Origin of the sequence: Streptomyces sp. CBMA152, from assembly GCF_014596475.1 — a bacterium.
Lineage (GTDB): Bacteria > Actinomycetota > Actinomycetes > Streptomycetales > Streptomycetaceae > Streptomyces.
This window is the reverse complement of sequence record NZ_MECJ01000028.1, coordinates 20,885-33,144: the sequence shown is the minus strand read 5'-3', so window position 1 is coordinate 33,144 and position 12,260 is coordinate 20,885. Positions and strand designations below refer to the sequence as shown.

Below are 12,260 nucleotides of genomic sequence, written 5' to 3'. Positions count from 1 at the left end.
CCTAGAGTCCGAGCAGCCACCGTCCGCCACCGATGAGCGAGCAGACCGAGACGGCGTGGAACATGAACAGCCACAGCGCCGGTGGTACGTGGGTGAGCCGGGCCAGCTGGTCGGCATCGGAGTCGCCGCTGTTGTGGCGCCTGCGCTTTCCCTGGAGCTCGAAGGCGGGCCGTACGCCCCCGAGCAGCAGGAACCACACCACGGCGTACGCGAACACCGACTGCACATCGGGCGAGGTCAGCCAGGACACCAGCAGGAAGGCCGCGCCGCTGAGGACCACGGTGAGCACGCCGTACGCGTTGCGGATCATCACCAGCATCGCGATGAGCAGGGCCGTGGCGAGCCAGAGCAGCAGGGTGACGTGGTGCGCGGCGAGCAGATAGGCGCCGCCGAGGCCGAGGAGCGGGGGAGCGGTGTATCCGGCGGCGGCTGTCAGGATCATGCCGAGGCCGGTGGGCCTGCCCCGGCTCACGGTGAGGCCGCTGGTGTCGGAGTGCAGCCGGATGCCGTCGAGGCGGCGGCCGGTGAGGAGCGCGACCAGGCCGTGCCCGCCCTCGTGGGCGATGGTGATCGCGTTGCGCGAGAGGCGCCAGACGCCGTGCGGGACGACGACGGCGAGCGCCGCTATCCCGGTGACGACGACCAGCCACTGGGCCGGTGCGGCCTGGGTGCCGAAGACGTGCAGGTCGGGCATTTTGCCGGGCATTTCCGGGACGGCTCCTCTTGATCGGCTGCCGCGTGGCAGGGTTGCTGTCATGTGTGGGAGGTATGCAGCGAGTCGTAGGCCCGAGGATCTCGCGGGAATCTTTGAAATAGAGAAGTGGGATCCCCAGGAGAGCCTGGAACCGGACTGGAACGTGGCCCCGACCAAGGAGGTCTACGCGGTCCTTGAGCGCCCACTGAAAGACGCGGATGACCGGCGTCCGGTTCGCCAGCTGCGCAAGCTGAAGTGGGGGCTCGTCCCGTCCTGGGCGAAGTCGCCGGAGGGCGCGGCGCGGATGATCAACGCGCGCGCGGAGACGGTCCATGAGAAGCCGTCCTATCGCAAGGCGTTCGCGGCCCGCCGCTGCATCCTGCCCGCCGACGGCTACTACGAGTGGGTCACCGGGGCGGACGAGCGGGAACTGGAGGTCGAGGGCAAGAAGAAGCGGCCGCGCAAGCAGCCGTACTTCATCTCGCCCGCCGACGGCTCGGTCTTCGCCATGGCCGGGCTCTATGAGTTCTGGCGCGACCGGACGCTGCCGGACGACCATCCGGCGGCCTGGTGGGCGACCTGCTCGGTGATCACCACGGAGGCGGAGACGGGCCCGCTGGGCGTGGCCCCGGCCGAGGGCCCCTCGTCGCTGACGCAGATCCACCCCCGGATGCCGCTGATGCTGACGCCGGACCGCTGGGCCGAGTGGCTGGACCCGTCCACCACGGACGTGGAGTCGCTGCGCGCACTGCTCGCGCCGCCGCCGGAGGGGCTGATGCGGGCGTACGCGGTGTCGACGGCGGTCAGCAATGTGCGCAACAACGGGCCGGAGCTGCTGAAGGAACTGTCGGGGCCGGAGGAGGGCACGCTGTTCTGAGCGGGACGCCTTTTCTGCGCCGGATCCCGTTCTGAGCCGGAACCCGAGCCTCCGGGCCTGCGCCCCCGCCCCCGCCGCGCCGTGCACTATGTGACGGTGACCACCACCCACGTAGTAGCGACAGCAACCGGCGACGCCCGGATCACCTGGCACCGGGCCGCCAAGGCCCGGCTCGTGCTCGCCCTCGGGCACGGCGCCGGGGGCGGGATCGAGGCGCGGGACCTCCAGGCGCTGGCCGGTGCGCTGCCCGCGCTCGGGGTGAGCGTCGCGCTCGTCGAACAGCCCTGGCGGGTCGCCGGGAAGAAGGTGGCGCCCGCACCCAAGACCCTCGACACCGGGTGGCGCGGGGTGTGGCCCGCGCTCGCGGAACCCGGACTGCCGGTCGTCGCGGGCGGGCGCAGCGCGGGCGCGCGCGTGGCCTGCCGCCTCGCCACGGAGCTGGGCGCCCACGCGGTGCTCGCCCTGAGTTTCCCGCTGCACCCGCCGGGGAAGCCCGAGAAGTCCCGCGCGGACGAACTGCTCGGGGCCGGGGTGCCCACCCTCGTAGTGCAGGGTGGAAACGATCCGTTCGGCCGACCCGGGGAGTTCCCGGCCGGAAAGTACGAGCTGGTCGAAGTCCCCTTCGGGGACCACTCCTTCGCGGTGCCCAAGCGGGCGGACATCGGCCAGGACGAGGCGTTGCGGGTGATCACGGACGGCGTCGGGCGCTGGGCGGCCGGGCTCGGCTGACCCGCCGGTAACCCCGGGGAACCCCAAGTGGCCCCCCGACAGCGGCGGACGGACCCCCGGGAATGCCGGGTGGCGGGCCGCTGTTGTGAGGACATACGCAATCGCAAGCCTGGCCTTATGTGGAGAGGGAGTCCGTCGCATGGGTTCGACCATCTGCCCCAGCCGCTCGCACGCCGCTGACCTGGAGTGGACGGTGCTGTCGGCGGCGAAGACCGCTCCTATTCGAGCGGCGGGCGGACCGGATCGTCGTCTATCCTCCGATTCGAGCGGGTCCAGCTTCGGACTCGTCACACCGTTCGAGGAGGTGGGTCCGGTCACAGGGACCGACGACGGCCACGTGGAAGAGTCGACCGCCGAGCGCAACGCGCGCTTCGAGCGGGATGCCCTCGGCTACCTCGACCAGATGTACTCGGCGGCGCTGCGCATGACGCGCAACCCGGCGGACGCCGAGGACCTGGTGCAGGAGACGTACGCCAAGGCGTACGGATCCTTCCACCAGTTCCGGGAGGGGACGAACCTCAAGGCTTGGCTCTACCGGATTCTCACCAACACGTTCATCAACTCGTACCGGAAGAAGCAGCGCGAACCGCAGCGCAGCGCCGCCGAGGAGATCGAGGACTGGCAGCTCGCGCGCGCCGAGTCGCACATGTCGACCGGTCTGCGCTCGGCCGAGTCCCAGGCACTGGACCATCTGCCCGACTCCGATGTGAAGGAAGCCCTCCAGGCCATTCCGGAGGAGTTCCGTATCGCCGTGTATCTCGCGGACGTAGAGGGCTTTGCGTACAAGGAGATCGCGGACATCATGGGTACACCCATCGGTACGGTGATGTCCCGGTTGCACCGGGGCCGCCGCCAACTGCGCGGAATGCTGGAGGACTACGCCCGCGACCGCGGGCTCGTCCCGGCCGGCGCCGGCGATTCGGACGAAGCGAAAGGCTCGGGCTCATGAGCTGCGGAGAGCCGCACGAGACGGACTGCTCTGAGGTCCTGGACCATCTCTACGAGTTCCTCGACCACGAGATGCCCGACAGCGACTGCAACAAGTTCGAGACGCACTTCGAGGAGTGCTCGCCGTGCCTGGAGAAGTACGGGCTCGAACAGGCCGTGAAGAAACTGGTCAAGCGGTGCTGCGGGTCGGACGACGTACCCGCCGACCTGCGGTCGAAGGTCATGGGCCGGATCGATCTGATCCGCTCCGGCCAGGCAGTGCCCGACCAGGACATCGTCGCCGAGGGCTGAGACTTGGGCTGATCCACAGCTGAAGCGTGAACAGAGGGGCCGCAACCATGCGTTGCGGCCCCTTTCGTCACTCGAAGGTGCTAATCCGGCGGGACCGAAAACGGTTCAATCCGACAATGCGCCTACTCGCCGATCCGCGCGGGCCTATCCTCCCGATCCGGAGCAGGAGGGAGGCGCGCCATGGACGGATCGCAGCCACGGACCATGCCATGGGGGGCGCGTGCCGCGCTCCTGGGCGCTGTCGTGGCCGCAGGGGCGTGCGCGCTGCCCCTTGCGCTCGGGCCGGTGCCCTGGGGCGCGCTGGGGCTGCTCGCCGGTCTCTACGCGCTCTGCGAGTGGCCCGCGCGCTGCCCGCTGCTCCTGGGCCGGGTCAGCGTGCCGCCGGTGTCCGGCTCGTTCTTCCCCGTGCTGCTCGCCGCCGCGTTCCTGCTGCCACCTGCGGCCGCCGCGCTGGTCGCCGTCCCCGGCGCGCTGCTGGCGCCCGTCGAGGAGCCGCCCCGGGCCGTACGCCGTGTCTGGCGGGCCGCGCAGCTCGCGCTCGCCGTGTGCGCCGCGGCCGGGGCGCACGAACTGCTCGGCGGGCGCGCGGCACTGGGAGGCACCGCTCGCACGCCCGCGCCCGACTTCCCGTACGCCCTGCTGCCCGCCGGGGCCGCGGCCCTCGTCTTCTGTCTCGTCCTGACCGCCCTCGACGGGCTGATCCTGTGGACCGCCGAGCGGCTGCCCGCCCGCACCGCCTGGCGCGGGCTGCTGCTGCGCTCCCTGGCCCCGTACTGCGTGCACGGCCTCGCCGGGCTGATGATGGCGGTGCTCTGGCGCAGCCGGTACGGGCCGCCCTCGGCGCTCCTCGTCCTGCTGCCGATGTACGTCTCCTGCTGGGTCTTCACGCAGTACCACCGCGAGCACGCCGCCCACCAGGCCACCATCCGCGCCCTGGTCCAGGCCGTCGACATCAAGGACACCTACACGCGTGGCCACAGCGAGCGCGTCGGCCTCGCCTCGGTGCTGATCGCGCGTGAACTCGGCATGGACGAGGGCCGGTTGGAGGTGCTGCGGTTCGCCGGGATCCTGCACGACGTGGGCAAGCTGGGCGTGCCCACCCGGCTGCTGCGCAAGGAGGGCCCGCTCACCCCGCAGGAGCGCGCGGTGATCGAGCTGCACCCCGAGTACGGGCATGAGATGGTGCGCGGCATCGGCTTCCTCGGGGAGGCGCGCGCCGCGATCCTGCACCACCACGAACGGCTCGACGGCAGCGGCTACCCGTACGGGCTCGCGGGTCCCCAGATCCCCGAGTTCGCGCGCGTGGTGGCCGTCGCCGACGCCTTCGACGCGATGACGTCGACCCGCTCCTACCGGCGCGCCCGGCCCGTCGAGGCGGCCGTCGAGGAGCTTCAGCGGTGCGCGGGGCGCCAGTTCGACCCGCAAATGGTGCGGGCGCTGGTGCGCGCGGTCGAGCGGCACGGCTGGCACCCGGCGGTGACGGCGGACGAGCCGGAGGGGGCCGTGCGCGCGGGGCGCGGAAACGTCTCGGCGGTGTGCCCCCCTGCTGACTCGAACGGACAGGTGCTGACGGGGGTTCCGCGCAATGCCGCTGGGCGCGGCGGTTTCGGGTGACGGGGACGGAGGAGGCCGGGGAGCTTGGCGCGGCCGGGGAGCACACCGGGGCGGCGGCCGAGGGACTGGACGGGACTGTGGGCCGGGGGCCGGGCTGGGCGTTCGCCGGGTTGTCCGGCGGGGTGCCTACCCGCGCGTCCGCCACACGCTCGTCGCGAAGACCACCGCACCACGCCCGCCCGCACCGCACGCGCGCGTACCGCGTGCCGTTCACCGTCGTCGCCGTGTACGGGGCCGCCGCCGCGCTCGCCGTGTGGGCACTGGGGCGGACGCTGTGGTGCGGGGTGGTGGAGCCGGGGATCGCGCTGGCCTTCGGGGCGCTCGTCGCCGTCGGTGAGCTGGCCCGGTGGCGGGCCCGGGGCCAGGACCGGGAACAGGAGCGCGAGTCCGCGCCGCTCGGCTCGGCCGGGGCGCTCGCGTACGCGCTGCTCGGTGAGAACGGCGGCCGCACCACCCACCACGGCGTCCTCCAGGTCGTCGCCGTGGTGCTCGCGGCCGCGCTCGTCGGGGCCGTGCCGCACGTGGCGCTCGGCCGGGGTCCGAGCGCGGACCAGGTGGCCCGGCGGGTGCTCACGGTCGCCTTCGCGGCCGCCTGCTTCCAGCCGCTGTACAACTCCGGAATCCTGGCGCGCTGGACCGGCGACGGCCCGTACTACGCGCTCTTCCTGCTCCTGGTCCTGGTGCTCACCGCGCTGTGCGACGCGGTGCTCGCCGCCGCCCTGCTGCGGGCCCGCACCTCCTTCCCGTACGGGCCTGTGCTGCGCGACGAGCTGCGGGCGCTGCTCGGGATCGGCTCTGCGGTCTGCGCGACCGGCGCCGTGATCGCGCTCGCGGTCGCGGTGGCAGGGCTGTGGGCGCTGCCGGTGTTCTGCGTACCGCTGCTGCTGACCCAGCTGGCCTTCAGGCGGTACGCGGCGGTGCGCACCACCTACCGGCAGACCATCACCTCGCTCGCCCGCGCCACCGAGATCGCCGGGTACACCCAGCCGGGCCACGCCCGCCGGGTCGCGCGGCTGAGCCGGGCCGTGGGGCGCGAGCTGGGGCTCTCGGAGGCCGAGCTGGGCGTCCTGGAGTACGCGGCCCTGATGCACGACATCGGGCAGCTCTCGCTCGTCGATCCCGTGCCCGCCGGGGCCACCGCACCGCTGCCCCCGGCCGAGCAGCGCCGGATCGCCCTGCTCGGCGGGGCCGTGGTGCGCCAGACCGGGGTGCCCGCCGAGGTCGCGGTGATCGTGGAGCGCCAGGCCGACCCGTATCGCGAGCAGCCGCTGCCCGCCCGGATCGTGCGGGCCGTCAACGCCTACGACGACCTCGCGGGGGCACCCGGGGGCCCAGGGGGCTCCCTGAGCGCCCTGGAGCAACTGCGACTCGGTACCGGACGCGACTACCAGCCCGAGGTCGTGGAATCGTTGGCCCGGGTCCTGGCCCATCAGCGGGGCGGTCCGCCAGGCCTCGGCTGAGGACCTGCGGCGGGAGTGGACCCGGGCGTCTTACGCCCGTGGCCGCTGGGTAACCCAGGAGTAATGAGCGGCCTTCCGGCCGGGCATGGTTGGATGCGAAAGAACCCAGAAAACTGGGCGACGAAAGACCGGAGGCAGGTCGGTCTGGGCAGGCGGGAATCGTGAGGATCTTCGGCAAGGGACGGCACCGGCCCTCCGCCTCGTGGCGGCAGGCCACGGACCGTGCGTTCACGCTGATCGGCGACGGCAGGTACGAGGACGCCGGCGCGCTGCTGACGCGCGCCGCCGACCTGGAGCCCTGGCTCTCCGAGTCCTGGTTCAACCTGGCGCTGCTGCACAAGTTCCGGCACGACTGGGAGCAGGCGCGCGCCGCGGGCCTGCGGGCCGTCGCGCTGCTCGACAAGGAGACCGGCGCCCCCGACTGGTGGAACGTGGGGATCGCCGCCACCGCCCTCCAGGACTGGCCGCTGGCCCGCCGCGCCTGGCAGGCGTACGGCCTCAAGGTGCGCGGCTACCAGGAGACCGCCACCGGCACCGGCGAGCCGTCCGGCATGGAGCTGGGCAGCGCGGCCGTGCGGCTCTCCCCGGAGGGCGAGGCCGAGGTCGTGTGGGGCCGCAGGCTGGACCCGGCGCGCATCGAGGTGCTGTCGATCCCGCTGCCCTCGTCCGGGCGTCGCTGGGGCGAAGTGGTGCTGCACGACGGGGTGCCGCACGGCGAGCGCACGGTCGCGGCCGGCCCGTCCTTCCCCGTCTTCGACGAGATCGAGCTGTGGGCGCCGTCGCCGGTGCCCACCTGGGTGGTGCTCCTGGAGGCCGCCACCGAGGCCGACCGGGACGCGCTTGAGCGCCTGGCCGCCGACGCCGGGTTCGCCGCCGAGGACTGGTCCTCGTCGGTGCGGCTGCTGTGCCGGGCCTGCTCGGAGTCGCGGATGCCCAGCGACGAGGGCGACGGCGAGCACCTGGACCCGCACGACCACAGCGAGCCGGGCCACCCCGGCCCCCTCGGCCACCGCACCGCCGGCGACCTGTGGGTGCCGGAGCGCGAGTGCGGCATCGCGGCGCCCCCGGGCCTGGTGCGCGGGCTGCTCGACGGCTGGGTCGCGGACAGCCCGGACAGCCGCGAGTGGCGGGATCTCGAAGAAGTCTGCTGAGGGTGCCCGTAGGCTGTACGGGTTCGGAATCGGGTTTTTGAGGAAGGCGTACGGCGGAGATGTCGCAGCAGGAGACGGACCAGCAGGTCGAGAACGACGGGTTCGTCGTCGACACGGAGGACTGCGAGGAGCGCGAGGAGGCGTACCGCTCGCGGGGTACGTCCCGGCCGATCACGGTCGTCGGCAACCCGGTGCTGCACAAGGAGTGCAAGGACGTCACCGAGTTCGACGACAAACTTGCCGCGCTGATCGACGACATGTTCGCCAGCCAGCGCACCGCCGAGGGCGTGGGCCTGGCCGCCAACCAGATCGGTGTCGACCTCAAGGTCTTCGTCTACGACTGCATGGACGACGACGGCGTGCGCCACGTCGGCGTGGTGTGCAACCCGGTCCTGGAGGAGCTGCCGGCCGACCGCCGCGTCCTGGACGAGTCCAACGAGGGCTGCCTGTCGGTCCCGACCGCCTACGCGGAGCTGGCCCGCCCGGACTACGCGGTGGTCAGCGGCCAGGACGCCGAGGGCAACCCGATCCGCGTGCGCGGCACCGGCTACTTCGCCCGCTGCCTCCAGCACGAGACGGACCACCTGTACGGCTACCTGTACATCGACCGCCTCTCCAAGCGCGACCGCAAGGACGCGCTGAAGCAGATGGCGGAGAACACCCCGCGCTACGAGGTCGTCCCCAACGCCTAAGCGTCCGCACGCAGCCGAAGGGCCCCGCACCAACCCTGGTGCGGGGCCCTTCGGTTCGCGGTGCCTAGTCCCAGGCGATGGACCCCGGCGCGGGCGTGTCCCAGCCGATCGACTGCGGCGCGGGCGCGTCCCAGCCGATGGACTTCGGAGCCGGGGTGTCCCAGCCGATGGACGTCGGGGCGGCCGACGCGGTCGCGGTGCCCGCGGCGGCGAGCAGCGCGGTCAGGCCCGCGGTGGCGATCAGACGGGTGGTACGCGACATGAACTTCCCCCAGAGTCTGTGCATTTGGTGAAGATCACGTTACGACACCGTCACCCGGCTGACCAGCCCTCACCGGCCGCTCCGCCGGGCGCGGATCAGAAGTCCTCGTCGAAGCCCACCGAGCCCTCGACCGCCACCTGGTAGGCGGACGGGCGGCGCTCGAAGAAGTTCGTCAGTTCCTGGACGCCCTGGAGCTCCATGAAGGAGAACGGGTTCGAGGAGCCGTACACCGGGGCGAAGCCGAGGCGCTGGAGGCGCTGGTCGGCGACGCACTGGAGGTACTCGCGCATCGACTCGGTGTTCATGCCCGGCAGACCGTCGCCGCACAGGTCGCGGCCGAACTGGAGCTCGGCCTCCACCGCTTCCTTGATCATGTCGGTGACCTGCTGCTGGAGCGCGTCGTCGAAGAGTTCCGGCTCCTCCTTGCGGACGGTGTCCACGACCTCGAAGGCGAAGTTCATGTGCATCGTCTCGTCGCGGAACACCCAGTTGGTGCCGGTCGCGAGACCGTGCAGCAGGCCGCGCGAGCGGAACCAGTACACGTACGCGAAGGCGCCGTAGAAGAACAGGCCCTCGATGCACGCCGCGAAGCAGATCAGGTTCAGCAGGAAGCGGCGGCGGTCGGCCTGGGTCTCCAGGCGCTCCAGCTTCTCGACCTCGTTGATCCACTTGAAGCAGAACTGCGCCTTCTCGCGGATGGAGGGGATGTTCTCCACCGCGTCGAACGCGGCCGCGCGGTCCTCCGGGTCGGGCAGGTACGTGTCGAGCAGCGTCAGATAGAACTGGACGTGCACGGCCTCCTCGAAGAGCTGACGGCTCAAGTACAGCCGCGCCTCGGGGGAGTTGATGTGCTTGTACAGCGTCAGCACCAGGTTGTTCGCCACGATCGAGTCGCCCGTCGCGAAGAACGCGACCAGCCGGCCGATCATGTGCTGCTCACCCGGCGACAGCTTGGCGAGGTCGGCGACGTCGGAGTGGAGGTCGACCTCCTCCACCGTCCAGGTGTTCTTGATCGCGTCCCGGTAGCGCTCGTAGAAGTCCGGGTAGCGCATCGGACGCAGGGTCAGTTCGAAGCCCGGGTCGAGCAGGTTCTTGTTCTCGGCGGTCATTACTGGCAGGCCTCGCAGGACTCGGGGTTCTCAAGGGAGCAGGCGATCGCGTCGGCGTCGGGGGCCGCCTGCTGGACGGGGATGGTGGCGCTGGCCTGGGCGGCGCGGGCGATCCGGGTCGCCGGGCGCGAGCGCAGGTAGTACGTGGTCTTCAGCCCCTGCTTCCAGGCGTACGCGTACATCGACGACAGCTTGCCGATGGTGGGCGTCTCCAGGAACAGGTTCAGCGACTGCGACTGGTCCAGGAACGGGGTGCGGGCCGCCGCCATGTCGATCAGGCCGCGCTGCGGGATCTCCCACGCCGTGCGGTACAGGGCGCGCACGTCGGCGGGGATCCAGCTGAAGTCCTGGACCGAGCCGCTCGCCTCGCGCAGCGCCTCGCGGGACTGCGCGTCCCACACGCCGAGCTTCTTCAGGTCCTCGACCAAGTAGCCGTTGACCTGGAGGAACTCACCGGACAGCGTCTCGCGCTTGAAGAGGTTGGAGACCTGCGGCTCGATGCACTCGTACACGCCCGCGATCGACGCGATGGTCGCGGTCGGGGCGATCGCGAGCAGCAGCGAGTTGCGCATGCCGACCGCGGCGATCCGCTCGCGCAGGGCCGCCCAGCGCTCGGGCCAGTTGAGCTCGACGTCGTAGTGGTCGGGGTGCAGGACGCCGCGGGCCGTGCGGGTCTTGTCCCAGGCCGGGAGCGGGCCGGAGCGCTCGGCGAGGTCGCAGGACGCCTCGTACGCGGTGAGCATGATGCGCTCGGCGAGCCGGGTCGACAGCGCCTTCGCCTCGGGGGAGTCGAAGGGCAGGCGCAGCTTGAAGAAGACGTCCTGCAGACCCATCGCGCCCAGGCCCACCGGACGCCACTTGGCGTTGGAGCGGCCGGCCTGCTCGGTCGGGTAGAAGTTGATGTCGACGACGCGGTCGAGGAACGTCACGGCCGTGCGGACGGTCTCGTCCAGGCGCTCCCAGTCGATCTCGCCGGACGCCAGCACGAACGCGCCGAGGTTGACCGAGCCGAGGTTGCAGACCGCCGTCTCGCCGTCGTCGGTGACCTCCAGGATCTCGGTGCAGAGATTCGAGGAGTGGACCGTGTGGCCGGGCTCCGCCGTCTGGTTGGCGGTGCGGTTGGAGGCGTCCTTGAAGGTCATCCAGCCGTTGCCGGTCTGCGCCAGGGTGCGCATCATCCGGCCGTACAGGTCCCGGGCGGGGATGGTCTTCTGGGCCAGACCCGCGGCCTCCGCCTTGCGGTACGCGGCGTCGAACTCGTCGCCCCACAGGTCGACCAGCTCCGGCACGTCGGCCGGCGAGAACAGCGACCAGGTGCCGTCCGTGTCCACACGGCGCATGAACTCGTCCGGGATCCAGTGCGCCAGGTTGAGGTTGTGCGTACGCCGGGCGTCCTCACCGGTGTTGTCGCGCAGCTCCAGGAACTCCTCGATGTCGGAGTGCCAGGTCTCCAGGTACACCGCGGCCGCGCCCTTGCGCCGCCCGCCCTGGTTGACCGCCGCCACCGAGGCGTCCAGCGTCTTCAGGAACGGGACGATGCCGTTGGAGTGCCCGTTGGTGCCCCGGATGAGCGAACCGCGCGAGCGGATACGGGAGTACGAGAGGCCGATGCCGCCCGCGTGCTTCGACAGCCGCGCCACCTGGTGGTAGCGGTCGTAGATCGAGTCCAGCTCGTCCAGCGGCGAGTCCAGCAGGTAGCAGCTGGACATCTGCGGGTGGCGGGTGCCGGAGTTGAAGAGCGTGGGGGAGGACGGCAGGTAGTCCAGGCGGCTCATCAGGCCGTACAGCGCGGCGACCTGGTCCAGGGCGCGCACCGAGTCGTCCTCCGCCAGGCCCGAGGCGACCCGGAGCATGAAGTGCTGCGGGGTCTCGATGACCTTGCGGGTGATCGGGTGGCGCAGCAGGTAGCGGGAGTAGAGGGTGCGCAGGCCGAAGTAGCCGAAGCGGTCGTCGGCGCCCTCGGCGAGCGACGCCTCGACCAGCGCGTCCAGGCGGGCGCGGTGCAGCCGTACGAAGTCGGCGGTGCGGTCCGCGATCAGGCCCTCGCGGTGGCCGACCTCGACCGACTCGGAGAACGACACCGAGCCCTGGGTCGCGGCCTCCTCGGCGATCGTGACCGTCAGCAGCCGGGCGGCGAGCCGGGAGTACGCCGGGTCCTCGGAGATGAGACCGGCGGCCGCCTCGGTGGCCAGCCCACGCAGCTCCGCCTCGTCCGAGCGCGCGTTGCGGCCGCGCAGCGCGGCGGCGGCGACACGGCCGGGGTCGGTGTCCGGCAGATCGGCGGTGAAGTCGGTCAGGATCCGCAGCAGGGCGGTCCCGGGGGCATTTGCCGGCTCTTCGATCGCTGAAGCGGGATCCGCTGGGGCGATGGTCACGTGGGGGCACTCCTCGCTCGGCACGGGGCCAAGCAGGGGTGCGGGCACACGACCACCC

12 protein-coding genes are annotated in these 12,260 nt (G+C 71.7%); 8 read left to right on the top strand and 4 right to left on the bottom strand.

What is annotated here, in order from left to right:
• Nucleotide 1: 1 nt before the first annotated feature.
• Nucleotides 2–694: a M50 family metallopeptidase gene (locus BG418_RS23655; RefSeq protein WP_188276547.1), complete on the bottom strand. Its 693-nt coding sequence runs from the start codon at nucleotides 692–694 to the stop codon at nucleotides 2–4.
• Nucleotides 695–755: 61 nt separating this feature from the next.
• Here BG418_RS23655 and BG418_RS23650 point away from each other — a divergent pair, with 61 nt between their 5' ends.
• The 8 genes from BG418_RS23650 to def all read left to right on the top strand — a co-directional run bounded on the left by BG418_RS23650 (nucleotide 756) and on the right by def (nucleotide 8,456).
• Nucleotides 756–1,571 carry an SOS response-associated peptidase gene (locus BG418_RS23650; protein ID WP_188275986.1) on the top strand — a complete coding sequence of 272 codons (816 nt, stop codon included), beginning with the start codon at nucleotides 756–758 and terminating at the stop codon, nucleotides 1,569–1,571.
• Between the two features lie 90 nt (nucleotides 1,572–1,661).
• The gene (locus BG418_RS23645; protein ID WP_398999986.1) at nucleotides 1,662–2,300 is read left to right on the top strand and encodes an alpha/beta family hydrolase; all 639 of its coding nucleotides are present in this window, start codon (nucleotides 1,662–1,664) and stop codon (nucleotides 2,298–2,300) included.
• 304 nt (nucleotides 2,301–2,604) lie between these two features.
• Complete coding sequence (locus BG418_RS23640; RefSeq protein WP_188276546.1) at nucleotides 2,605–3,249, top strand: sigma-70 family RNA polymerase sigma factor; 645 nt, start codon at nucleotides 2,605–2,607, stop codon at nucleotides 3,247–3,249.
• Nucleotides 3,246–3,539 (top strand): mycothiol system anti-sigma-R factor, encoded by a 294-nt coding sequence (gene rsrA, locus BG418_RS23635; protein ID WP_188275984.1) that lies wholly within the window; start codon nucleotides 3,246–3,248, stop codon nucleotides 3,537–3,539. Before BG418_RS23640 ends, rsrA begins: the two co-directional genes overlap by 4 nt.
• A gap of 180 nt (nucleotides 3,540–3,719) precedes the next feature.
• Nucleotides 3,720–5,153: an HD-GYP domain-containing protein gene (locus tag BG418_RS23630; protein ID WP_223185336.1), complete on the top strand. Its 1,434-nt coding sequence runs from the start codon at nucleotides 3,720–3,722 to the stop codon at nucleotides 5,151–5,153.
• A 203-nt stretch (nucleotides 5,154–5,356) separates the two neighbouring features.
• The gene (locus tag BG418_RS23625; protein WP_399000397.1) at nucleotides 5,357–6,613 is read left to right on the top strand and encodes an HD-GYP domain-containing protein; all 1,257 of its coding nucleotides are present in this window, start codon (nucleotides 5,357–5,359) and stop codon (nucleotides 6,611–6,613) included.
• Nucleotides 6,614–6,774: 161 nt separating this feature from the next.
• Nucleotides 6,775–7,764 (top strand): hypothetical protein, encoded by a 990-nt coding sequence (locus BG418_RS23620; RefSeq protein ID WP_188275983.1) that lies wholly within the window; start codon nucleotides 6,775–6,777, stop codon nucleotides 7,762–7,764.
• A gap of 59 nt (nucleotides 7,765–7,823) precedes the next feature.
• Nucleotides 7,824–8,456 carry a peptide deformylase gene (def, locus tag BG418_RS23615; protein WP_188275982.1) on the top strand — a complete coding sequence of 211 codons (633 nt, stop codon included), beginning with the start codon at nucleotides 7,824–7,826 and terminating at the stop codon, nucleotides 8,454–8,456.
• Nucleotides 8,457–8,520: 64 nt separating this feature from the next.
• On the opposite strand, the gene BG418_RS23610 is transcribed toward def, so the two are convergent.
• From BG418_RS23610 to BG418_RS23600, 3 genes are all read right to left on the bottom strand, one after another.
• Nucleotides 8,521–8,718 carry a hypothetical protein gene (locus BG418_RS23610; protein WP_188275981.1) on the bottom strand — a complete coding sequence of 66 codons (198 nt, stop codon included), beginning with the start codon at nucleotides 8,716–8,718 and terminating at the stop codon, nucleotides 8,521–8,523.
• A 95-nt stretch (nucleotides 8,719–8,813) separates the two neighbouring features.
• The gene (locus BG418_RS23605) at nucleotides 8,814–9,827 is read right to left on the bottom strand and encodes a ribonucleotide-diphosphate reductase subunit beta (RefSeq protein WP_188275980.1); all 1,014 of its coding nucleotides are present in this window, start codon (nucleotides 9,825–9,827) and stop codon (nucleotides 8,814–8,816) included.
• The gene (locus BG418_RS23600) at nucleotides 9,827–12,202 is read right to left on the bottom strand and encodes a ribonucleoside-diphosphate reductase subunit alpha (protein ID WP_188275979.1); all 2,376 of its coding nucleotides are present in this window, start codon (nucleotides 12,200–12,202) and stop codon (nucleotides 9,827–9,829) included. Before BG418_RS23600 ends, BG418_RS23605 begins: the two co-directional genes overlap by 1 nt.
• Between the last annotated feature and the right edge of the window lie 58 nt (nucleotides 12,203–12,260).